At 69.6% G+C, this 19,934-nt stretch carries 21 protein-coding genes; 12 read left to right on the forward strand and 9 right to left on the reverse strand.

Annotation, left to right across the window (positions count from 1 at the left end; translation table 11 throughout):
- The first annotated feature begins 171 nt into the window (after nucleotides 1–171).
- Genes V6U86_RS30785 through V6U86_RS30800 form a run of 4 tightly spaced genes read left to right on the forward strand, consistent with a single transcriptional unit; the run spans nucleotide 172 to nucleotide 4,287 of the window.
- Nucleotides 172–1,392 (forward strand): ABC transporter substrate-binding protein, encoded by a 1,221-nt coding sequence (locus tag V6U86_RS30785; RefSeq protein WP_334509515.1) that lies wholly within the window; start codon nucleotides 172–174, stop codon nucleotides 1,390–1,392.
- Nucleotides 1,389–2,501 carry an ABC transporter ATP-binding protein gene (locus tag V6U86_RS30790; RefSeq protein WP_334509518.1) on the forward strand — a complete coding sequence of 371 codons (1,113 nt, stop codon included), beginning with the start codon at nucleotides 1,389–1,391 and terminating at the stop codon, nucleotides 2,499–2,501. The genes V6U86_RS30785 and V6U86_RS30790 overlap by 4 nt, the downstream gene beginning before the upstream one ends.
- Entirely contained in the window at nucleotides 2,498–3,397 is a 900-nt protein-coding gene (locus tag V6U86_RS30795; RefSeq protein ID WP_334509520.1) for an ABC transporter permease, read from the forward strand. Before V6U86_RS30790 ends, V6U86_RS30795 begins: the two co-directional genes overlap by 4 nt.
- A complete protein-coding gene (locus V6U86_RS30800) occupies nucleotides 3,397–4,287 on the forward strand; it encodes an ABC transporter permease (protein ID WP_334509522.1) in 891 nt (296 codons plus the stop codon). Before V6U86_RS30795 ends, V6U86_RS30800 begins: the two co-directional genes overlap by 1 nt.
- Here V6U86_RS30800 and V6U86_RS30805 read toward each other — a convergent pair.
- Nucleotides 4,265–5,797: a gluconokinase gene (locus tag V6U86_RS30805; RefSeq protein WP_334509524.1), complete on the reverse strand. Its 1,533-nt coding sequence runs from the start codon at nucleotides 5,795–5,797 to the stop codon at nucleotides 4,265–4,267. The two genes, V6U86_RS30800 and V6U86_RS30805, sit on opposite strands and share 23 nt — an antisense overlap.
- 427 nt (nucleotides 5,798–6,224) lie before the next feature.
- Here V6U86_RS30805 and V6U86_RS30810 point away from each other — a divergent pair, with 427 nt between their 5' ends.
- On the forward strand, nucleotides 6,225–6,596 hold the full coding sequence (locus tag V6U86_RS30810) for a hypothetical protein (RefSeq protein ID WP_334509526.1): 372 nt from the start codon (nucleotides 6,225–6,227) through the stop codon (nucleotides 6,594–6,596).
- A 170-nt stretch (nucleotides 6,597–6,766) separates the two neighbouring features.
- Here the strand turns inward: V6U86_RS30810 and V6U86_RS30815 are convergent, their stop codons facing one another.
- The 3 genes from V6U86_RS30815 to V6U86_RS30825 form a co-directional block, all read right to left on the reverse strand.
- Entirely contained in the window at nucleotides 6,767–7,804 is a 1,038-nt protein-coding gene (locus V6U86_RS30815) for a CU044_5270 family protein (protein ID WP_334509528.1), read from the reverse strand.
- A gap of 1 nt (nucleotide 7,805) precedes the next feature.
- A complete protein-coding gene (locus tag V6U86_RS30820; RefSeq protein WP_334509530.1) occupies nucleotides 7,806–8,354 on the reverse strand; it encodes an RNA polymerase sigma factor in 549 nt (182 codons plus the stop codon).
- A gap of 712 nt (nucleotides 8,355–9,066) precedes the next feature.
- Nucleotides 9,067–9,282 carry a helix-turn-helix transcriptional regulator gene (locus V6U86_RS30825; RefSeq protein WP_334509531.1) on the reverse strand — a complete coding sequence of 72 codons (216 nt, stop codon included), beginning with the start codon at nucleotides 9,280–9,282 and terminating at the stop codon, nucleotides 9,067–9,069.
- A 529-nt stretch (nucleotides 9,283–9,811) separates the two neighbouring features.
- On the opposite strand from V6U86_RS30825, the gene V6U86_RS30830 reads away from it, so the two are divergent.
- Nucleotides 9,812–10,027, forward strand: coding sequence for a hypothetical protein (locus tag V6U86_RS30830; RefSeq protein ID WP_334509561.1), 216 nt, complete (start codon nucleotides 9,812–9,814; stop codon nucleotides 10,025–10,027).
- Here V6U86_RS30830 and V6U86_RS30835 read toward each other — a convergent pair.
- The 5 genes from V6U86_RS30835 to V6U86_RS30855 form a co-directional block, all read right to left on the reverse strand.
- A complete protein-coding gene (locus tag V6U86_RS30835; protein WP_334509533.1) occupies nucleotides 10,024–10,707 on the reverse strand; it encodes a recombinase family protein in 684 nt (227 codons plus the stop codon). The two genes, V6U86_RS30830 and V6U86_RS30835, sit on opposite strands and share 4 nt — an antisense overlap.
- Before the next feature lie 410 nt (nucleotides 10,708–11,117).
- Complete coding sequence (locus tag V6U86_RS30840) at nucleotides 11,118–11,405, reverse strand: hypothetical protein (protein ID WP_334509535.1); 288 nt, start codon at nucleotides 11,403–11,405, stop codon at nucleotides 11,118–11,120.
- 30 nt (nucleotides 11,406–11,435) lie between these two features.
- Nucleotides 11,436–12,149: a hypothetical protein gene (locus tag V6U86_RS30845; protein ID WP_334509537.1), complete on the reverse strand. Its 714-nt coding sequence runs from the start codon at nucleotides 12,147–12,149 to the stop codon at nucleotides 11,436–11,438.
- Between the two features lie 105 nt (nucleotides 12,150–12,254).
- Nucleotides 12,255–12,917, reverse strand: a complete 663-nt coding sequence (locus V6U86_RS30850; RefSeq protein ID WP_334509540.1) for a response regulator transcription factor — start codon at nucleotides 12,915–12,917, stop codon at nucleotides 12,255–12,257.
- A 55-nt stretch (nucleotides 12,918–12,972) separates the two neighbouring features.
- Nucleotides 12,973–14,103, reverse strand: coding sequence for a sensor histidine kinase (locus tag V6U86_RS30855; RefSeq protein WP_334509542.1), 1,131 nt, complete (start codon nucleotides 14,101–14,103; stop codon nucleotides 12,973–12,975).
- A gap of 144 nt (nucleotides 14,104–14,247) precedes the next feature.
- On the opposite strand from V6U86_RS30855, the gene V6U86_RS30860 reads away from it, so the two are divergent.
- From V6U86_RS30860 to V6U86_RS30885, 6 genes are all read left to right on the forward strand, one after another.
- Complete coding sequence (locus V6U86_RS30860; protein ID WP_334509544.1) at nucleotides 14,248–15,237, forward strand: carboxymuconolactone decarboxylase family protein; 990 nt, start codon at nucleotides 14,248–14,250, stop codon at nucleotides 15,235–15,237.
- A gap of 10 nt (nucleotides 15,238–15,247) precedes the next feature.
- Nucleotides 15,248–15,700, forward strand: a complete 453-nt coding sequence (locus V6U86_RS30865) for a DUF6220 domain-containing protein (RefSeq protein WP_334509546.1) — start codon at nucleotides 15,248–15,250, stop codon at nucleotides 15,698–15,700.
- Nucleotides 15,697–17,439: a multicopper oxidase family protein gene (locus V6U86_RS30870; protein WP_334509548.1), complete on the forward strand. Its 1,743-nt coding sequence runs from the start codon at nucleotides 15,697–15,699 to the stop codon at nucleotides 17,437–17,439. The genes V6U86_RS30865 and V6U86_RS30870 overlap by 4 nt, the downstream gene beginning before the upstream one ends.
- A gap of 25 nt (nucleotides 17,440–17,464) precedes the next feature.
- Nucleotides 17,465–17,908: an OsmC family protein gene (locus V6U86_RS30875; protein WP_334509551.1), complete on the forward strand. Its 444-nt coding sequence runs from the start codon at nucleotides 17,465–17,467 to the stop codon at nucleotides 17,906–17,908.
- Between the two features lie 58 nt (nucleotides 17,909–17,966).
- The gene (locus tag V6U86_RS30880) at nucleotides 17,967–19,052 is read left to right on the forward strand and encodes a hypothetical protein (protein ID WP_334509554.1); all 1,086 of its coding nucleotides are present in this window, start codon (nucleotides 17,967–17,969) and stop codon (nucleotides 19,050–19,052) included.
- A 183-nt stretch (nucleotides 19,053–19,235) separates the two neighbouring features.
- A partial coding sequence (locus V6U86_RS30885) for a non-reducing end alpha-L-arabinofuranosidase family hydrolase (RefSeq protein ID WP_334509556.1) occupies nucleotides 19,236–19,934 on the forward strand: 699 nt, incomplete at its 3' end.

Raw genomic sequence — 19,934 nt, forward strand, 5'->3', positions numbered from 1 at the left:
AGCTGGGGCGCAGTGATCATGCTATGGCGGCCGTGAATACTCGGCAATGCCCCCGCAACAATCCAGCCGTCCGATCGCATTCGCGCGAGGCAATACATGGCAACCCGTTGCCGCCGTGGCGCACCGACTGCCTCAATCAGCAGGGATGACACCTGGCGGAGGGAACGGCTCATGGGTATGACGCGGCGCGGAGCTCTCCTGGTCACGGCATCGTCGCTCCTGGTGGGCGCGGTCGGGTGTGGGGCACCCGAGGCTCCCGGTGACACCAAGGGCGACACCACGGGCGAGGTGCCACAGCGGCCCGGTAAGGCCGTCACCCTCAACGTCCTCGACGTGGCGGGCAACCTCCAGCTGACCCAGGGGATGATCGACGAGTTTGTCTCGAAGAACCCCGACGTGATCTCCCGGGTGACCTATTCGAAGGCGCCGGCGCCCGAGCTGGCCGGGAAGATCAAGGCTCAGCAGGGGGCGGACCGGGTGGACATCGGTCTCGTGCTGACCGGCGTCGACGGTCTGGCCGCCGGGATCGAGCAGGGGCTCTGGATCGACGTGTTGCCGGCCTTCCAGGACCGCCTCGGCGGCATGCGCGACTACCTGTCGCCGGCCGCCGCGATGCAGCAGCTCGCCGGCAACGCGGGCGTCACGGTCACCTACTACCCGTCCGGCCCGCTGCTCGAATACCTGCCGTCCCGCCTCGCGACGCCACCCACCAGCGCGGACGCGTTGCTCGCCTGGGCCAAGGCCAACCCCAGGAAATTCCAGTACGCCCGCCCGGCCAACTCCGGCCCGGGCCGGACGTTCCTGATGGGTCTGCCCTACATCCTGGGTGACACGAACCCCAAGGACCCCACCGCGGGATGGGACAAGACGTGGGCCTTCCTCAAGGAGTTGGGCCAGTACGTCGACTACTACCCGTCCGGCACCACCGAGACGATGAAGAACCTCGCCAACGGCACCGCGCACCTGATCGTCAGCACGACCGGTTGGGACATCAACCCGCGGGTGCTCGGCACGGTGCCCAAGGAGGCCCGGATCACCCCGATCGACGGCTTCCACTGGGTCACCGACGCGCACTACGCCGTCATGCCCAAGGGCGTGTCGACCGACACCCAGGCCGCGGTGCTGGCCCTGTTGGCGTTCATGCTCACCCCCGAACAGCAGGCGAAGGCGTACGACGAGGGCTACTTCTACCCAGGCCCGGCCATCAAGGAGGTCCAGCTCTCGTCGGCGCCGCAGAAGAGCCAGGACGCGATCCGGGAGTTCGGTCGCCCCGAGTACGACGCGCTGATCGCCGGAAACCCGACCGAGGTCCCGCTCGACGCGAAGAGCCTGGTGGCGGCGTTCAGCCGCTGGGACCGCGAGATCGGCGGCGGGAAGGTCAAGCAGGGATGAGCGGCTTCACCCAGCTGCGGCTGGACGGGGTGTCCCGCCGGTTCGGCGGTCAGGCCGCGCTCACCGAGCTGGACCTGACGATCGGGGCGGGGGAGTTCATCGCCCTGCTCGGCCCGTCCGGCTGCGGCAAGTCGACGGCGTTGAACTGCCTGGCCGGGCTGCTGCCGTTGACGGCGGGGAGCATCTGGCAGGACGAACGCCGCATCGACACGCTGCCACCGGAGCGGCGCGGCTTCGGCATGGTGTTCCAGAGCTACGCCCTCTTCCCGCACCTGACGGTGCGGGCGAACATCGCCTTCGGGCTGCGCATGCGGCGGCTGCCGAAGGAGGAGATCCGCCGGCGCACGGAGGAGGCGGTGCGGCTGGTGCGACTGGAGGACCACGTCGACAAGCTGCCCGGTCAGCTGTCGGGTGGGCAGCAGCAGCGCGTCGCCATCGCCCGCGCCGTCGTGTTCGAGCCGTCGCTGGTGTTGATGGATGAGCCGTTGAGCAACCTCGACGCCAAGCTACGCCTGGAGATGCGGACCGAGATCCGCCGGCTGCACCAGTCGCTGGGGCTCACCACCGTCTACGTGACCCACGACCAGGAGGAGGCGCTCTCCCTGGCCGACCGGCTGGTGGTGCTGCGGGAGGGGCGGGTGCAGCAGATCGGCTCGCCGCGCGAGCTGCACACCCGGCCGGCGAACTGGCACGTCGCCGACTTCATGGGCTACCGCAACCTGTGGCGGGGGCGGGTGGAGCAACTCGACGGCGACCGGGCCACCGTCGAGTCGTCCGGCCATCGCCTGCTCGGCGAGGTGGTGGGGGGCCTCCAGACCCGGGCGGAGGCCGTGGTCGCGGTACGCCCCGAGGACATCCGCGTCGACGGGCCCGCCGAGACCCACAACACCATGTCGGCGACCGTCGAGGTGGTGGAGTACCAGGGCCGCGAGTTGGCGGCCGAGGCCCGCACCGACACCGGGCTGCTGCTGCACCTGCGGACCGAGCAACGGATCGCCCCGGGCGACCAGGTCAAGCTCGCCGTCGACCCGCAGCGGCTGCTCGTCTACCCCGTCGACGCGTCGGCGGGGACCAACCACCGCCAGGACGCCTCGGCGGCGACGCGGTGAGCGGCGCCGGGCCCGGAAGGCCGCTGACGCACTGGCGGCACCGTCTCGCCGAGCGGGGCGTCGATCGTCAGCTCTGGTTGCTGGTTCCGGCCCTGGTCTTCGTCATCGCGCTGTTCCTCTACCCGTTCTTCTACGGGCTGACGCTCTCGTTCCAGCCGACCAGGGGCGGGCCGTTCAGCGACTACGCCCGATTCTTCTCCGACTCCTACGAGCGGGGCACGATCTGGATCACGCTGCGGATCGCGTTGCCCGCCGCGCTGTTGAACGTCCTCGCCGCGGTGCCGATCGCCTACCGGATGCGCGGCCGGTTCCGGGGCAAGCGGCTGGTCACCACGCTGCTGGTCGTGCCGATCACGCTCGGCACCGTCCTCACCGCACAGGGGTTGTTGAACTTCCTCGGCCCGACCGGCTGGTTCAACCGGATCCTGCTGGCCACCAACCTCGTCGACGAGCCGGTGCGGTTGACCCACAACTACTGGGGCGTGTTCTTCTCGCTGGTGATCACCGGCTTTCCGTTCGCGTTCCTGCTGGTGCTCTCGTACCTGTCCGGCATCGACCCGACCCTGGAACGGGCGGCGGCGACGCTGGGCGCGGACTGGCGTCGCCGGTTCACCCGGATCACCCTGCCGCTGCTGATGCCCGGTCTCGCCACGACCTTCTGCCTGACCTTCGTCCTGGCGTTCAGCGTGTTTCCGTCGGCGGTCCTGGTCGGCAACCCGGCCGGGGAGACCCGGGTCATCTCCCTCGCCGCCTACCAGGCGGCGTACGAGCAGTACGACTACCCGTACGCGTCGGCTATCGCCATGATCATGGGCTTCGTCGAGCTGGTCATCATCGCGGTGGTGCTGGCCGCTCGCAGCCGCTTCTACACCGGCTCCACCGGAGGCAAGGGCTGATGGCAACGACCACCCAGGCGCCACCGGCACGGCCCCCCGCCCCCAGCACCGACCGGCGGCGGCGCATCACCGCGCGGCCGGCCGCCTGGATCGTGTGGGGCGTCGTCATCTTCTTCTTCCTCAACCTGCTGGGCGTGGTGGCGTCCGTGCTGGTCAGCTCGTTCGGCCAGCGGTGGTTCGACACCTGGCTCCCGGACGGCTACACCACCAGCTGGTACACCCGGGCCTGGGAGGAGTTCGCGCTCCTGCAGGTCATCGTCGTGACGCTGGAGGTCTCCGTACTCGTCGTGGGCCTCTCGCTGGTGATCGGCGTGCCGGCCGCCTACGCCCTCGCGCGACGCTCGTTCCCGGGCAAACGGCTGATCTTCCTGGTGTTCCTGCTGCCCATCCTCATGCCCCCGATCACGTACGGCATCCCGCTGGCGACCGTCCTCTACAAGTTCGGCCTGGCCGGGCACATGTCCGGGGTGGTGCTCGCCAACCTCGTACCGTCGGTGCCCTTCGTCATCCTGACCATGACCCCGTTCATCGAGCAGATCGACCCGCGGATCGAGAGCGCCGCGCGGATGTGCGGCGCGGGCCTGCGCACGGTGTTCCTCCGGGTCCTCACGCCGCTGCTCGTGCCGGGCATCCTCGCCTCCGCGATCCTCGTGCTGGTCCGGACCGTGGGCATGTTCGAGCTGACCTTCCTGACCGCGGGGCCCGACTCGCAGACCCTTGTGGTGGCGCTCTACTACTCGATGTCCGCGTCCGGGATCAGGGCCCAGCAGTCGGTCGACGCCATGGCGGTCATCTACACCTCGATGATGCTGGTCCTGCTCGTCGTCGCACTGCGCTACGTCAACCCGACCCAGCTTGTGGCCCAGGTCAAGGACGAACCGGAGCACTGAGGCCGGCACCGGCCACCTCGTCGAGGATCTCGCCTAGCTGACCGGCGACCGTGAGGAGCGTGGGCAGCCTCGCCCGCAGACCGCGGTAGGCCGCGGTGAGCGCCGGGTCGACCTCGACGGGCTCGCCGCCGACGACCCCGGAGTCGAGCTGGGTCAGCGCCTCCTGGAGATCCGCGGTGTGGCCGATCGCGAAGAGCCCGAGCGCCGCCGCGCCCAGGGCGGCGTCGCCGGCCGCGCTCGTCACCTGGACCGGACAGTCCAGGACCGCCGCCATCACCTCGCGCCACAGCGGAGACCGGAAGGCGTCGCCGGTCAGACGTACGCTGCCGATCGGCGTCAGGTCAGCCAGCCGGTCACGGAGACCGCCGAGTTGCAGGCAGACGCCCTCCACGGCGGCCCGGACCAGGTGCCCGCGCGAGTGCTCGCTGCGCAGCCCCAGGAACGCGCCGGGCGGGGCACAGCTCTCCGGCGGGGCTTCGTCGGCCCGCAGGTAGGGCAGCATTACGAGACCGTCGCTGCCCGGTGCGATCCGTGCGGCGACATCCAGCAGCGCGGGTGTGGCGTGCTCGTCACCGAGGACCCGTCCCGCCCACCGCACGACGTTGCCGCCGTTGCCGACCGCCCCGCGGACAACCCACGCGTCCTCGGTCAGCGCCCCACAGGAGAAGGTCTCGTCCGGGTCGATCCGGGGGTCCCTGACGACCGTCCGCAGAGCCCCGGTGGCCCCGAGCGTCAGGCCACCGACGGTGTGGTCGATCGCCGCCGCGCCCAGACTCCGCAACGGACCGTCACCCGCACCGACGACGACCGGTGTGCCGGGAGGCAGGCCGACCGCGCGCCCGGCCATCGGCGACAACCGCAATACCGCCGTCGTGGGCAGGACCGGGGGCAGTTGGCTCTCGGACACCCCGGCGAGATCGAGGACGGCCGAACTCCACGCCCGACGGTGCACGTCGAACATCCCGGTGCCGGACGCCGAGGACAACTCGGTCACCACCATCCCGGTGAGCCGATGGATCACGTAGTCCTTCAGGCCGATCCACCACCGTGCCGTAGCGCAGAGGTACGGCTCGTGGCGGGCGAACCACAGGAGCTTGCAGAGCGGGTTCATCGGGTGCACGGGCGTACCCGTCAACCGGTGCAGCTCCCGGCTCTGGCCGGACGACCGCAACTCGCGGGCCGCCTCCGACGACCGCCTGTCGCGCTGGGTCAGCAGCGGCGTCACCGGCGTCATGGCCGCGTCCAGCCCGATCAGGCCGTACCTGGCGGAGCTGAGCGCGACGGCGACCACCTCCGCCCCGGAGATGCCGGACACACACGCGGTCATCGCCGCCAGGGTGGCCGCCATCAGCACGTCCGGCTCCTGTACCTGCCAGCCGGGCATCGGCTCACGCAGTGGGTACTCCCGGGTCGCGACGTGTCGTGCGGTGCCGTCCAGTGCGAACGCGACAGCCCGCACGGCCCTGGTGCCGACGTCGACTCCGACGATCACCCGACGCTCCGGCCCCATCCGCCCATGGTCGAGCGGTGTTCGGCGGGCCGGCAAGCGGTTGCGCGCAGTTGTCGTGACGTGTGGCACGAAAACCGACACCCGGAGTCGTCCGATGAAACTTGTCGAACACCAAGCCTGCGGTCACCGGCCCTCAGATCCGGACGCCTGCGGCCAACCTACCTGACCTCGAACGGAGTGTCGGCTCCCCGGATCCCCGGCTCGTAACTGGGCTGCGGTGGAAAGTCCCGCAGTCGTTCCTCGTCAGATCGCGGACGCCGGCCCGACGTACGGCGATCGGAACAGCCAACTCCCGCCGCTACGGCCATGGCTGACGGCCGGGCCTACCAGAATGGAGAGCAGGAACAACCCCCGACGTAAACGGAGTCCCGTGCTAACGCCCGAGGAATCATCAGCCTGGCGGACAGCCCTGCAACGGCGATGGGGGGTGCAGAACGGCTGGTGGCACCCGTTGCTGAGCAGTTCGGTCCCGCACGACGTCCTGGTCCTGACTGGGGAGTCGATGTGGGAGAGCGACGGCGTTGATCAGGTTCGCCGAGTGCTGCGAGAGCTGGGCCGGCGGCGTGTAGCCGAGTTACGCGAGTATGGGGCCGACTACCTGTTAGATGTGGAGATCGTCGCCCCGAGGTACACCGGGCCGGAGGGTCTCTGGATCGACGAGCATCACGACTGGATCGCCTACGCATCCCACCAAGGAACCGTGGCATTCGGCGGCGTACTCTCCGCCGGGCTCGTGGCAACCTGGCCTGACGTCGACGGTTGGCGATGGACCGGATGGCAGGAACTCGGCCATCGGTGAACCATGTCATCCCTCCTAAAGCCGCGAGACGCACTCATTTCGGCTTCTTGTTCCATTGACCTGCGACCGTAGCCCGGCCAATCCGATGGAACGCTGCTTAGCCCATGGGGTGCCGCAGATCATGCGTGTTGCCAGCGCTGTCGAGGTGGAGCGGCCCGACTGGGGCAGTGTCAGCGTGGCGCGGCGGTGTACCCGGCTATGAGGTACGAGCGGTAGGTGATCACTGTGGGGATAGTCACGTTCAGCTTGCCCGCGGTGGTGGTCAGCACCTCCTCGTATCCCAACAGCACACCGGAGCGTGGATCGACGATCATGGTGTATTGGGCGGGCAGGCCGTGAGCGTCAGTGGTGATGGAGAAGGCTTCGCCGGTGCGTCCGGCGCGGTCGGTGACGGTGCCGGTGACCGTGATACCCGGGAGGTCGGCCAGAAGTGTGAGCACCGCTGCGCGCTGAGCCGGGCTCAGCAGCCGCACCCCAGCGAGTTGAGCGGCGTCCTCCAAGTACTGGACCGGTGCCTGAGGGGCGGACCCGCCTGCCCTCAGCCAGCCGCGCAGTGCGGCGGCGTCCGTCGGGACCGCACCGCGGAAGCCGCTGTAGAACTCCCCGGCGGCGTAGTCGTGCATTTCCTCCGACGACCCGACGCGACCGCCCCACTTCTTCCACTGCCTACGGTCAGCGTCTGAACGGAAGATCGGCGGTAGATCCTTCTTGACCATGCGGCCCGCGTCGTCGTCGGTCCGCCAGGACCGCCACTGCTGTGGCACCACACCGGATACAGTCCTGCCGCCGGAAATGGAGGAGTTCAGGAACCAGTTTGTCGACTCCAAGTGTTCCACCGTCCCGGCGGGCCGCGGCGGCACCGGCTGCTGCGCCGCCACAGCGGCCAGCCGCCGAAGCCGGGTACTAGCCGCTTCCGTGGTCGCCGGAGGCCCGTAGGTGAGCATCACCGGGGTCGCTGCATAGGCCGGCTCCGGCTGGCGGTACAGCTCAACCGCTACCCCACCACCGGCCACCGCCACGACTACTGCACTGACCGCGGCCAGCACGAGCCGACGTCGCGGCATCATTCGCCTGGCGGTGCCTGCTCTGCGGTCGTCGGAGAGGATAAGCGCCAGAACCTGCCCGCGACGGCTGTCATCGCATGGCGGGGCGGCACGAGCCGGGTCCAAGCCACCCAACACCTGACGCACCTCGTCCACGGCATTCATGTCATCCACCCCAATTCGACATCGATGGCGCTGTGCTCGACGTCCGCCCCGCCCGAACCCCGGTCACGCCGAGCTGCCTTCGTAACCGATGACGGGCTCGCATCAGCCGCATCGCGAACGTTGCCCGTGACTGACCCAGTACGGCCGCCGCCTCGGTCGGCGCCAACCGCTCCCAGGCCACCAGTCGCAGGATCTCTTGGTCACCGGTGGACAACCGGTCGAAGGCCACCGCGACGTCACGCTGGCTGACAACACCGTCCGCGTGATCCACCTGCACCGTCCGATCAGGCTCCGCTGCCACCCGCAGCGTCAGCTCCTGCCACCGCCGACGGCCTCTGGCCTCGTTGGCCAACACCAGACGCGCCACTCCGTACAACCACGGCAACGGCGATCCGACCGGCACATCGTCCAGACGCCGCCAGGCGACGAGGAAGACATCGGCGACAACGTCACCGACGTCAGACGCACCCACCCGGCGAGCGACGTACCGCCACACGTCACCGTGATGGCACTCGTACAACTCGGTGAACTGTTCCTTCGCAGCGTCCATCACACCCCCTACGTGCTTATGTCCGGCACCAGCCAAGACGTCACGCCTCGAAGCGGAGGAACCAACCAATCTCGCACTGGCCGCCTCGACCAGGCGCCCAGGAGTCAGGCATGCCCAAGAGGGCTGCGAGCCGAGGAACCTGGTCAGCGCAGGAGAGCGCCGGTCCCCGCAGGTCCTTGGAGTCCCGCACCACGGCGAACTGAAAGCCCTTCGCATTGGTGCCGCACTGCCAGCTTCGGTTATGGTGCCGAAGAGTGACCCACAAGGCGGTGGGTCGAGGGGAGATGATCTTCAACCCAGGAGCTATGTCCTGGTCGACCACCCCGTTGCCGATTGGCGAAGGTGGTCAGTGTTGAAAGCATTACCGCAAGAACCCGAACTTTCTGAGATCCCGCTCAATCGGCGCAGGACCTCGGCTTCACCAGTCATTGCGTGCTGGTCGAGCTGAGCCCTGCGTGCCTCACTCGACCAGAGTGAGGAGAGGTAAGCAGTGGGACTGTCCAGCATCGAGCACATCGCCGCAGCTAGCCCGCTGGTCGCTGCGGTTCTCGTAGGGCTTCCGGTAGCCGGCAAAGTCATCGTGGCCGGTATCGCCCTGAGGGGTGCTGAATCCAAAGACCGCGCCGCGATCGTGAAGGCTGTATCCGAGCTGTTCCGCTGGTGGCGTCGGTAAGCCGTGATGAGTGGCCGGGCAGGCCGTCAGCCTGCCCGGTCAGTCCGGTGTGTCGTCCTCGGTTGGGCGTGGCTGGCGGTACTTCTTGATCCATGCTTCGACGTCCTCGGCCAACCAGACCTTCGTGCCTCTTAGCTCCTGGTACGGCTTCGGGAAGGTGGGGTATCTGGCGAGCTGCTGGAACCGCTGCCGCGAGACGCCCAGGCGCTCCGCGATCTCGTACGGCCCCATGAGCTGACCTGGCCCTCGGTCCATAGCCCGAACGTAAAGCGACTCGCCCTATCCTTTCGGCTATTGCCAGTTGACTAATCCAACCGAGGCGACGACCGTGGACGCATGACCCGACGCGTCCCGTATGCGGAGTATCTGACGGCAGTAGCCATGATCATGGCTCGCAGGCATAAGCCGGTGTGGTCGTGGATCAAGTGGCGGAACGTATGCAAGTGCGGGAACGAGCTGCCATGTCGGGCCAGACACAAGATCCCGATCAACCGAGGCCCCTGGCCAGGTGGGCGCTGATGACCGCTCACGGCCCGGTCTTGCCGCTCTGGCTGTGCGAGACATGCGAGCGCCCATGGCCCTGTGCCACACGCCGAGTTGACCTGCTGGGGGAGTACGCCGCTTCCCCGGTAGCCCTCCGGATCTACATGGGCTCACACCTGGTGGCAGCTACGCAAGACATGTCTTGGGCCCCAAAGGTTGCCTTGCACCGCCGGTTCCTCGGGTGGCTGGCGTGAAGGCCGGCGACCTGCTGATCATTGACCGAGCGGCCAGCGTGCAGTTCATGCGCCCCATCAAGTTCCGGGTCATCCGCCAGCTCGACTGGATCACCTACGACGGGTGGGTGTGGCTCGACGGATACGAGATCAACAACCAGGGCGACGCCGTCGCTCGACGGTCGATCTTCGTCATGAAGGCCGGGCTGCGATCCGCCCCGGCACCCGTGGCGGTCGGGCAACCGGGGCGGAAAAGGGCTCACAGCCGTCGCGTGACGGCCTAAGCCGTACCGGCGGGTGTCGGTGGGTGGGTCCGGGCGTTGGGGTCGCCTCCGGACCGGCTGAGAACGCCTCGGATCGTTGAGCTGTGCCACCGGTTGCCACCGTGCGTGGTCGGCCCCTGATCGGCGTTGAGCTGGTCGGCGATCGGCTGAGCGTGTGGTCCTTGGAGCGCAGTCGGCGGATGCGCCAGGATGACGGGCTTGGGGACGAGGATGGGTCGCCCCGGCTTGACGCCGGATTCATTGGCCTCCGCGAGGGCTTCCACTGTGCGCTGGCTGATGATTTCGCGCTCCCACCTGGCAACGCTCATGACGATGTTGGCCACCAAACGACCGTTGACGGTAGGCGTGTCGATGCCAAGATCCAGCGCGACGACCGACCACCGCTGTTTCTTCTCCAGCCGTAGCACCTGGGCGAAGTCGGCCACCGACCGTGACGGCCCGTTGAGCTTGGCGATCACCAAATCGTCAACCTGCCCGGCTGCGAGTTGGGCCAGCGCCCACGTCAGACCCTCCCGGTGGGTATGGGCACCCGTAGCGCCATCGTCGGCAGGCGCCCACACCAGGTGCCAGTCGTTCGCAGTGGCAGCGTTGCGGGTGGCCGTGCGTTGCGCCTCGATGCCGTACGCCGGATCGTCCGGGCGCTTGCGGTTCTTTTTGGACCGCCGGACGTACGCGACCATCGTCCGCATCAGTCGCCCAGGGTGCCGGTACGGATCAGGTCGTGATCATCGGTCCCGTCGTGCTTGTCCTCCCACGAGAATCTGGTGGGCGGAACGTGACCAGCCATCGTGAAGGGGACACCTCACACCAGCCAGGTCACGACCACCCGGCGGGCGAACACCTTCGCGCGGTGGAGGTCGACCCGCTGACGCCAGGCTTCCTCGTCATCACCCCGTCGTCGTGAGGGAGCGCTGGTGAACAACCGTCCGGTCTCGGGGATGATCGAGTGTGGTCCGATCTCGACGCGCTCGATGATCGAGGCCAGGATGGTCCGCTTCCAGGTGTCGTCACGATCGCCCCAGATCGCACGCAGCTCGGTACCGGAGGGCAGGTTGGTCCGCTGGTGTGTCCGAAGCGCGGCATCCCGAGCCTAGGCGTTGGCTTCCAGTCGGTCCGTTAGCCGTGCTCGACGGTTGCGGTGCTTCTGATCAGAGATCAGCCCGTCGTCTTTCTCGTAGGCAAGATCCTTCAACTTGCGCTCGCCATCGAGGATCTTATTTCGCAGCTCAGCCGTGGGATCGTCGCCGCTCTCCTGCGCCGCAATCGCCTTACGCAGCGCCGGAGAGTCGAGTCGAACGAATACCTGCTCAGCGATGTAATCCTCCAGTGGCTGCATGACGATGCGCGTTCCACCACAGCCGCGAATCTTGTTCTTCACAACCGTGCACTCGGGTAGCGCCGGGGGCGCTCAGACCAGGAACTCCTCCCGCATCCGTGCGCCCAGGTTGATCCCTCCGACCGCCCGTGGGCCGGCCGGGTCGTGCACGGTGACGGTGTTGTTGCGACGCATCAGCTCCCGGACGGCGGGCGGTAGTCGCGGCGGGTCGTCCATGGCTGCGAGGACCTGCCCGGTACTGACGATCAGTCGATCGGCCAGCGTGGCGGCGTCGGTGTCCACCCGCACGCGGCCGTACTCCCAGCCCGACGTGGTGAGGTCGAGCACCTCGAACATGCGGGTCACCAGCGGGTTCGGGTCGGTCACCCGGTCGAGCCGGGGTGCCCGGCCGCCGACCACCGCGACAGCGGCGGCCACCTGCGCGTACGGGTGGAAGCCGCACGGCAACGCGAACAGCGGCCAGCGTAGGTTGGGCCCGGCCTCCTTCCACAGTGGCCGGTAGTTGCGGCGGTGCACCAGCAGTCGCCGGCCCGTTCGTCGGTGGATCTCCTGGGCCTGGGCCTGGAGGTCCACGTGGGCCTCGTCGGCGACCTGACTCACGATCCGGGTCGCCACCACCAGGCCGTCGTCGCTGTCGAGCGAGCCGGTGAGCGCCTCGACCTGGTCAGTGAACCGGATCCGTGCGTGGGGGCCGTACCGGGACTGGACGTCGTGCATCAGCGCCTGCTGGCGTCCCGGGTCGAGCTGGACCCGCCTACCGCCCAGCAACCGACGGAGCCAACGCATGTCGCCTCGATTCAGCAGAGCCGTCGCGGACGGCGGCAATGCTAGTGCGTCGCCCTCCCTTGTGTTCCCAAGGGGGTTGATCGACTCCGCTGTCGGCGCCGACGATCACCGACGACGCGGCGTGATCAGCCCCGACTCGTAGGCCCACACGACCAACTGCGCCCGGTCGCGGCAGTGCAGCTTCGTCATCGCCCGGTTGACGTGTGTCTTGGCGGTCAGCGGACTGATCACCATCCGCGCGGCGATCTCGTCGTTGGTCAGCCCTCGGGCGACCAGCTCGACGATCTCCTGCTCCCGGGCGGTCAGCACGTCGCGTCCGGCCGTCGGTACGGCCGGCGGTGGGCCGGCCACGAACTCACTGATCAGCGTGCGGGTGACGGTCGGCGCGAGCAGCGCATCACCGCGCGCGACGACGGTGACGGCGTGCAGAAGGTCGGCCGGGTCGGCGTCCTTCAGGAGGAAGCCGCTGGCACCCGCGCGGAGGGCGGCGAACACATAGGAGTCGAGCCCGTAGTTGGTGAGGATGAGAACGCGGATCTCGGCAAGGTCGGGGTCGGCGGCGATGCGCCGGGTGGCCTCGATGCCGTCGAGCCCCGGCATCTGCACGTCCATCAGGACGACGTCCGGGCGCAGACACCGCGACAGGTGGACGGCCGAGGTGCCGTCGGTCGCCTCACCGACGACCTCCAGGTCGTCCTCGGCGTCGAGCAGTGCCCGGAAGCCGACCCGCATCAGCGCCTGGTCGTCGGCGATCAGCACCCGGATCATCCCGGCTCCTGTGGCCGGCGGGTGCGGCGCCGTTCGGCCTGGCTCGGTCGACCTGTCATCGCGGGCCGTCCAGTGGGAAGGTGGCCCGTACCGTGAAGCCGTGGTCGTCGTGCGCGGCGGCCCGCAGCGTGCCGCCCAGCGCGTTGACCCGCTCCCGCATGCCGCGCAGGCCCACGCCCGGGGTCAGCGGCTCGGCCGGCGACGCCCGACCGTCGTCGGTGACCGCGACGGTCAGCCCCGCCGGGGCGTACTCCACCTGGATGTGCGCGGTCGCGGGGCCGGCGTGGCGGGCCACGTTGGTCAGGGCCTCCTGGATGACCCGGTACCCGGCCTGGTCGACCTCGTCGGGCAGGTCCCCGCGCTGACCGGTGACGGTCACCTGCACCGGTACGCCGACCGCCCGGGTCCGCTCGGCCAGCTCGTCCACCCGGGCCAGCCCCACGCGATCGGCGTCGGTCGGGGCGCGCAGGACGTCGAGGGTGGTGCGTAGTTCCCGCATCGCCGCGCCGCTCGCCTCCTGGATCGCCAGCAACGTGGCCGACGGTGCCTCGCCGTGCTTGCGGGCCAGGTGCACGGCGATGCCGGCCTGCACCTTGATCACCGAAATGCTGTGGGTCAGCGAGTCGTGCAGGTCGCGGGCGATGCGCAGGCGCTCCTCCCCGGCACGCCGCAACGCCATCTCCTCGCGGGTGCGTTCGGCCTCGATCGCCCGCTGTTCGACCTGCTCCAGGTACGCCCGGCGCTGCCGCCCGACGAGCCCCGCGACGTTGGCTGCCACGAACCAGCCGAGCAGCAGGGTCGTCCGCTCAAGGATCAACTGACCCGGCTGACCGGGCGGCGCCATCGAGATGTCGCGGGCCAGGAAGCCACCGAGGAAGGCGATGCTGCCCACGACGGCGGCCGATCGATGCCCCTGCCAGGCGGTGAGGTAGACCGCGCCGAGAACGGGGAACGCGGCGGACACCCCGGGGTGTACCCGGAGGTGAACGGCCAGCATCGCGACGGTGACCACGCCCAGGGCCACCACCGGGTAACGCCGGCACGCCGCCAGGGCCACCGCCATGGCCAGGACCAGGGCGACGTCGAGCACCTCGACTGCTGCTGCGTCCGGGGTGAGCGCGGCGTTGCCGAGCAGGAGGACGCCGAGGGCGAGACCGCCGAGGGCGTACGGGAGGTCACGGCGCATGGTCGCACTGTAGAACGACCGTCGCCGGTGGAGCATCCCGCACGCGTGGTACCTGCGGCGTACCACGGGTGCGGTATCGGCGGCGCGGCAAGTGTCTGCGCCGGCACGACGCTTTCCCGGCCCGCCGGAACAAGCATCGAGCCCATGACATACCGCTTCTTCACCCCGACGCCGACGAGGGCGGCCACCGGCCCCACCGCGGCGGTCTACCAACAGTTGCGCGACGACTTTCTCGGGCCGTTGCCGACCTTCCAGGCGCTCTCGGCCGTGCCGGAGGTGCTGGCCGCGACCTGGGCGCTGATGCGGGAGGCGCTGCTCGCCGGGGACGCGCCCCGGGTCGACCGTGAACTCGTCGCGGCCGCGGTGTCCCAGGCCAACCGTTGTCAGTTCTGTATCGACGCCCACGTGCTGCTGCTGCACGCGCTGGGCGCACCGAAGCTGGCCGAGGCGGTCGCCCGGGGTGAGACGCCACCCGAGCCGAGGCACGCCGAGCTCGTCGGGTGGGCGCAGGCCAGCCGCAGCCCCAGAGCCGCCGACTGGACCAGCCCGTACCGCGTGGAGATCACCGGCACCCTGCTCGCCTTCCACTTCATCAACCGGGTCGTGTCGGCGTTGCTCGACCCCGACCTGCTCCCCGGTGGCCTGCAACGCTCCCCACTTCTACGTTCGGTCGGCGGCCGGTTCTACGCCAGGGCGGCCAGGGAGCCGAAGGAGCCCGGCCGCAGCCTCCCGCTCCTCGACGACGAGGCGACGGCAGCGCCGGCCTGGGCGGGGGACAGCCCGGTGGGCGTCGCGTACGTGTCGTTGCGCAACGCCGCCACCCGAGGTGGGGACCTGCTGGGCGAGGTGGCGCGCGCGACTGTCACGGCCACCGTGCGCTGGGAGGACGGGCGGTTCCCGGCCCGGCCCGCGGACTGGGCCGTCGACCTGGTGCGGGACGTGCCGGGCACGGACCGCATCGGGACTCGGATCGCGTTGCTGGCGGCGTTCGCGCCCAGCGCGATCAGCCCGGGCGACGTCGCGCTCTGGCGGCTCTCCCACCCGGCCGACGCCGACCTCGTGCGGTTGGTCGCGTACGGGGCGATCACTGCCACCGATCACGTCGCCCAGGCCCTGGCCTCGGCGCATCGCTAGGAGGTAACCCATGCGTAAGGCATTCTTCGTCAGCACCCTGGTGTTGCTCGTCGCGTTCGCCCTGCAGTTCGTCTTCGCCGCCGTGGGCGGGTTCACGAGACCTACCGGCGACGACGCGTACGCCCTGCACAGCGTCAACGGCATGGCGGTCATCCCGGTGCTCACAGTGCTCACCGCCCTGCTCGCCGCGCTGGCGAAGGCACCCGGGCGGGTCATCGGGCTGGCGGTCCTGCCGATCGGCCTGGTCGTTCTCCAGCCGCTCATCGCCATGCTCGCCGAGGCGCTCACGGACGCGTCGGGTGTCAGCACACCATTCGGCCTGATCATCGGTGGTTTGCACGCGCTCAACGGGATCATCGCGGTGCACGTCGTGGTCGGTGTGCACCGGGCAGCGCGACAGCTGAGCCTCTCGGTACCGGCCGGAGAAGCCCAACTGGTTCCCCAGGAACGAGAGCCGGCGTGAGCACCGGATCGCTGCTCGCGGCCGACCTCGTGATCGCGGTCCTCGCGGCCGCAGCCTGGTTGGGTGGTGGCGCCGCGTCCGCAGCCCGCCGCCGCCCGCTCGCACTGGGACTGGCGGCCGTCGCACTGGTCGCCACGCTCGCCCGCGCGATCACGGTCACCGCCCTCGCCCGCGCCGGCTGGTGGTTCGCCGCGGAGAAGGTCCTCATCGCGGCCCCCCTGTCGCTCGCGGCGGTGGGCGTCGCCGGTCCACGGTTGCTGCGGGCCGCGGGAGACATCCGGGCCGTCGCGGTTCCGCTGCTCTTCGCCGGGTACGCCACGAGCAGCGCGCTGCTCGTGACGATCCTGCACGGCTATCCGGCGTCGGCGGGGGTGGGGCTGCTCGCGGTCGCCGGAGTCGTCGCGGCGACGGTGATCTCGGGGCGTGCCCTCGGCGCGCGACCGTCCGCGCCGGTGTCCAGGGTGGCCGTCGTGGTGGCTGCCGTGGCGTTGGTGACCGGCACCGGGCTGACCGTCGCCCCGGGGGCGGCACCCGACGTGCCGCACGATCATGGCTTTCCGGCGGCGGCCCGGATCTCCGCCGAACCCACCAGACGGTTCACGCTGACGGCCGGGACCGCCACTGTGAACGCGGGCGGCCGGGACGTCGCGGCGTGGGCGTTCAACGCGCAGGTACCCGGACCGGAGCTGACCGCCACGGTCGGCGACGTAGTGGAGGTGACGCTGCGCAACCGGAACATCGGGCGCGGCGTCACGCTGCACTGGCACGGGTACGACGTGCCGAACGACCAGGACGGGGTGCCCGGGGTGACGCAGGCGGCGGTGCGGCCCGGGCAGGAGTTCGTCTACCGGTTCCGCGCCGACCAGGCAGGGACGTACTGGTACCACACGCACTCGGCCTCCGACGTCGGCGTACGGATGGGTCTCTACGGTGTGCTGGTGGTGCGACCGGGGCCGGTGACCGGCCTCGACGTCACAGTGCCGGTGCACACCCTCGCGGGCCGTCCGTTGCCCGCGCCGACGGTGGAGCGGGTCGAGGCCGGCGTGCCGGTGCGGTTACGGCTGATCAACACCGACAGCACGACGCACCGGTACGCCCTGGCTGGAACCCCGTTCCGGGTGGCCGCGATCGACGGCGCCGACCTGCGGGGCCCGACGCCACTGGTGGACACCGCCGTGCTGATTCCGGCCGGGGGTCGCTACGACCTCGTCTTCGACGCACCGGCGACAGCTGTGTCGTTGTTCGTCGACGGACGGGCGGTCTACTCGACCGGCCCGGTGTCGACGGCGACCGGTGCCTGGCCGGTGCTCGATCCGCTCGGCTACGGCGCGTCCGCTGCGGTGCCGTGGTCCCGGTTCGACAGGAGGTTCACCCTCGTTCTCGATCGCGGCCTCGACCTGCGCAGATTGCTGCCCCGGTACGCCCACACCGTCAACGGCGCGGCCGACCCGGACATCCCACCGCAGGTCGTCCGCCTGGGCGACGTGGTGCTGTTCACGATCGTCAACCGGTCGCAGGTCGTGCACCCGTGGCACCTGCACGGCCACCACGTCCTGGTGCTGGCCCGCGACGGAGAGCCGGCGACCGGAAGCCCGCTGTGGCTGGACTCGTTCGACGTCCGTCCGGGCGAGGTGTGGAAGGTGGCGTTCCGGGCCGACAACCCGGGGATGTGGGCCAATCATTGCCACAACCTGGCGCACGCCGATGCCGGGATGACGCTGCATCTCACGTACTCCTGATCACGGATGCCGGTAGGTTTCAGTCATGACTGAGGACACCTTCCGTTCGGTGGCGATCGAGCGCACCAGCCTGGGCAACTACGTCGTGCGGAACGTCCGGGGCGGGTCGGTGTCGCTGGGCACGGGTGAGGACGGCAGTTTCACGCCGGTGGAGCTGCTGCTGGCCGCCATCGGCGGCTGCACCGCAGTGGACGTGGACCACATCACCAGCCGCCGCGCGGAGCCGACCGCGTTCGCCGTCGCCGTCACCGGTGACAAGATCCGGGATGAGGCCGGCGGCAACCGGATGCAGAACCTGCGGGTCGAGTTCACCGTGACGTTCCCGGAGGGCGCGGACGGCGACCAGGCCCGTGCGGCGCTGCCCCGGTCACTGAAGCAGTCGCACGATCGGTTGTGCACCGTCTCCCGTACCGTCGAGCTCGGCACGCCCGTGTCGACCGTCGAGGCGACCGGGCCCACCGAAGACTGATCGTCACTGAGCACGGCTACTCAGGTCAGGTGGGGTCCGTTCGGGTGAGGGTGACGGCATGCGTCGACTATGTGTGCCACTGCTGATCGTCCTCGCCGTGGCGGGGGCCTGCGCCGAGCCGAACACCCAGCCCGGTCGCCCGGACCCGACGGTCGCGGAGCCGGTGCCCACCGAGCTGCTCGCCGACGGCAGCGTGCCCTGGGCAGACCTGAAGATCACCGACGAGGACCTCAACGGCCGCCCCGCCGAGCCGAGGCGGCCGGCCGCCGGCAGCGAGCCGTGCCGTGCGGAGCAGTTGACCGGCCGGCTCACCAGCTGGACCCGGCCGGGCACCGGTGGCGAGAAGCCGCGCGGCTTCGACGCCGCCATCGGCAAGCTCATCGGCGAAGTGGACGTGCGGAACTCGTCGAAGGTGGAGTGCACCCTGCAGGGCGAGGTGCCGACCACCATGCTGGTCGGTGGCCGTGAGATCCCGATGCTCTACACCCACGGCATCAACGAGGAGGGTCGCAGCCGGGTCGTCGCCGTGCCGGCCGGTGGTCACGCCAGCCTGCGTCTGGACTGGTCCGGGCCGTTCTGCCTGCCGACCGTCGGGCAGGTGGAGGTGGCGGTCGAGCTGCCGCACGACGGTGGCACCCTGCGTGCGCCGGTCACCGCCGACGAGCGCCCGGGCTGCCCGCAGGGGGAGGGGGCCAATCCCCGCGCCCGGGCGACGTTGTCAGCGAGTGGCTTCACCGACCCGGTGGCGGTGTCGAAGCCCCCGTCCTCGCCGCTCGACCGGCTCACCGTCGCTGTCCAGGGGCCGTCGACCGCCGTCGCCGGGTCGCGGCTCACCTTCCGGGTGACGCTCGCCAACCCGACCGACAGGCCTCTCGCGTTGGACCCCTGCCCGGCGTACCTGATGGAACTGTTCTCGCTCGGCGACGCGAGCAACGACGCGGTGAACTCGTCCCAGCTGTACCGGCTGAACTGCCGGGCGCTTCCGCAGATCGCCGCCGGCGGCAGCGCGGTGTTCGAGATGGTCGCCGAGGTGCCGGCCTCGATGCGGGCCGGGCGCCAGCTGACGGTGACGTGGAAGTTCTATCTGCCGCATTTCGTGCAGCGAAGCGACCAGTTTGGTGTCCTCACCCTCACGGTCGCCTGAGAGGCGGCGTTCCCGGACCGGCCGCTCCGGAAAGTCGACCGTCGCCGAGAAGCATGCATAGATGGTGTTGAGTGCATGGGAGCGCTCCCGTAACATACCTGACGCGGCCTGTTAACGCTCACATTCAATCAGTGACCATCCACCACCACCGTGTAGGCCGCCATCCCGCGAGGAGGGTGCTATATGACCAGATCCAGAGCCACCAGCGCAGGTCTGGTTGTGGCCGGCGTCGGCTTACTGGTGTCGTCGACAGTCGTCGCAGCGCTGCCGGCCGGCGCCGCGGCCGAGGGCTGTTCGGTGAGCTACGCGGTGTCGTCGCAGTGGCAGGGCGGCTTCGGCGCCAACGTGGGGATCACGAACCTGGGTGATCCGTTGAGCAGTTGGACGTTGACCTGGTCCTACGGCGCCGGGCAGACGGTCACGCAGGCCTGGAACACGTCGCTGACGCAGAGCGGGTCCGCGGTGACGGCGAGGAACGTGAGCTACAACGGCTCGGTCCCGACCAACGGCACGGTGTCGTTCGGGTTCAACGGGTCGTGGACGGGCAGCAACCCGGACCCGACGAGCTTCGCCCTCAACGGCGTCACCTGCACCGGCGGCACGACGACCCCGCCGCCGACCACACCGCCGCCGACCGACCCGCCGCCGACGACTCCACCGCCGACCAACACCTGCGACCTGCCGTCGACGTACCGGTGGTCGTCGACGGGCGCGTTGGCGCAGCCGAGGTCGGGTTGGGTGTCGTTGAAGGACTTCACGGTGGCTCCGTACAACGGTCAGCAGTTGGTGTACGCCACCACCCACGACACCGGGACCAGGTGGGGTTCGATGAATTTCGGGTTGTTCTCGAATTATTCGCAGATGGGTTCGGCGAGTCAGAAC

The sequence above is a fragment of the Micromonospora sp. CPCC 205558 genome (genome assembly GCF_036902955.1).
GTDB lineage: Bacteria > Actinomycetota > Actinomycetes > Mycobacteriales > Micromonosporaceae > Micromonospora.

What these genes read in the sequence shown, in the direction of transcription:
- V6U86_RS30835 (WP_334509533.1), bottom strand. Translation starts at nt 10,707, where the DNA reads ATGGTCGCGTACGTCCGGCGGTCCAAAAAGAACCGCAAGCGCCCGGAC.
- V6U86_RS30830 (WP_334509561.1), top strand. Translation starts at nt 9,812, where the DNA reads ATGCGCCCCATCAAGTTCCGGGTCATCCGCCAGCTCGACTGGATCACC.
- V6U86_RS30845 (WP_334509537.1), bottom strand. Translation starts at nt 12,149, where the DNA reads ATGCGTTGGCTCCGTCGGTTGCTGGGCGGTAGGCGGGTCCAGCTCGAC.
- V6U86_RS30880 (WP_334509554.1), top strand. Translation starts at nt 17,967, where the DNA reads ATGCGTCGACTATGTGTGCCACTGCTGATCGTCCTCGCCGTGGCGGGG.
- V6U86_RS30815 (WP_334509528.1), bottom strand. Translation starts at nt 7,804, where the DNA reads ATGAATGCCGTGGACGAGGTGCGTCAGGTGTTGGGTGGCTTGGACCCG.
- V6U86_RS30800 (WP_334509522.1), top strand. Translation starts at nt 3,397, where the DNA reads ATGGCAACGACCACCCAGGCGCCACCGGCACGGCCCCCCGCCCCCAGC.
- V6U86_RS30850 (WP_334509540.1), bottom strand. Translation starts at nt 12,917, where the DNA reads ATGATCCGGGTGCTGATCGCCGACGACCAGGCGCTGATGCGGGTCGGC.
- V6U86_RS30875 (WP_334509551.1), top strand. Translation starts at nt 17,465, where the DNA reads ATGACTGAGGACACCTTCCGTTCGGTGGCGATCGAGCGCACCAGCCTG.
- V6U86_RS30820 (WP_334509530.1), bottom strand. Translation starts at nt 8,354, where the DNA reads ATGGACGCTGCGAAGGAACAGTTCACCGAGTTGTACGAGTGCCATCAC.
- V6U86_RS30825 (WP_334509531.1), bottom strand. Translation starts at nt 9,282, where the DNA reads ATGGACCGAGGGCCAGGTCAGCTCATGGGGCCGTACGAGATCGCGGAG.
- V6U86_RS30785 (WP_334509515.1), top strand. Translation starts at nt 172, where the DNA reads ATGGGTATGACGCGGCGCGGAGCTCTCCTGGTCACGGCATCGTCGCTC.
- V6U86_RS30855 (WP_334509542.1), bottom strand. Translation starts at nt 14,103, where the DNA reads ATGCGCCGTGACCTCCCGTACGCCCTCGGCGGTCTCGCCCTCGGCGTC.
- V6U86_RS30865 (WP_334509546.1), top strand. Translation starts at nt 15,248, where the DNA reads ATGCGTAAGGCATTCTTCGTCAGCACCCTGGTGTTGCTCGTCGCGTTC.
- V6U86_RS30805 (WP_334509524.1), bottom strand. Translation starts at nt 5,797, where the DNA reads ATGGGGCCGGAGCGTCGGGTGATCGTCGGAGTCGACGTCGGCACCAGG.
- V6U86_RS30860 (WP_334509544.1), top strand. Translation starts at nt 14,248, where the DNA reads ATGACATACCGCTTCTTCACCCCGACGCCGACGAGGGCGGCCACCGGC.
- V6U86_RS30790 (WP_334509518.1), top strand. Translation starts at nt 1,389, where the DNA reads ATGAGCGGCTTCACCCAGCTGCGGCTGGACGGGGTGTCCCGCCGGTTC.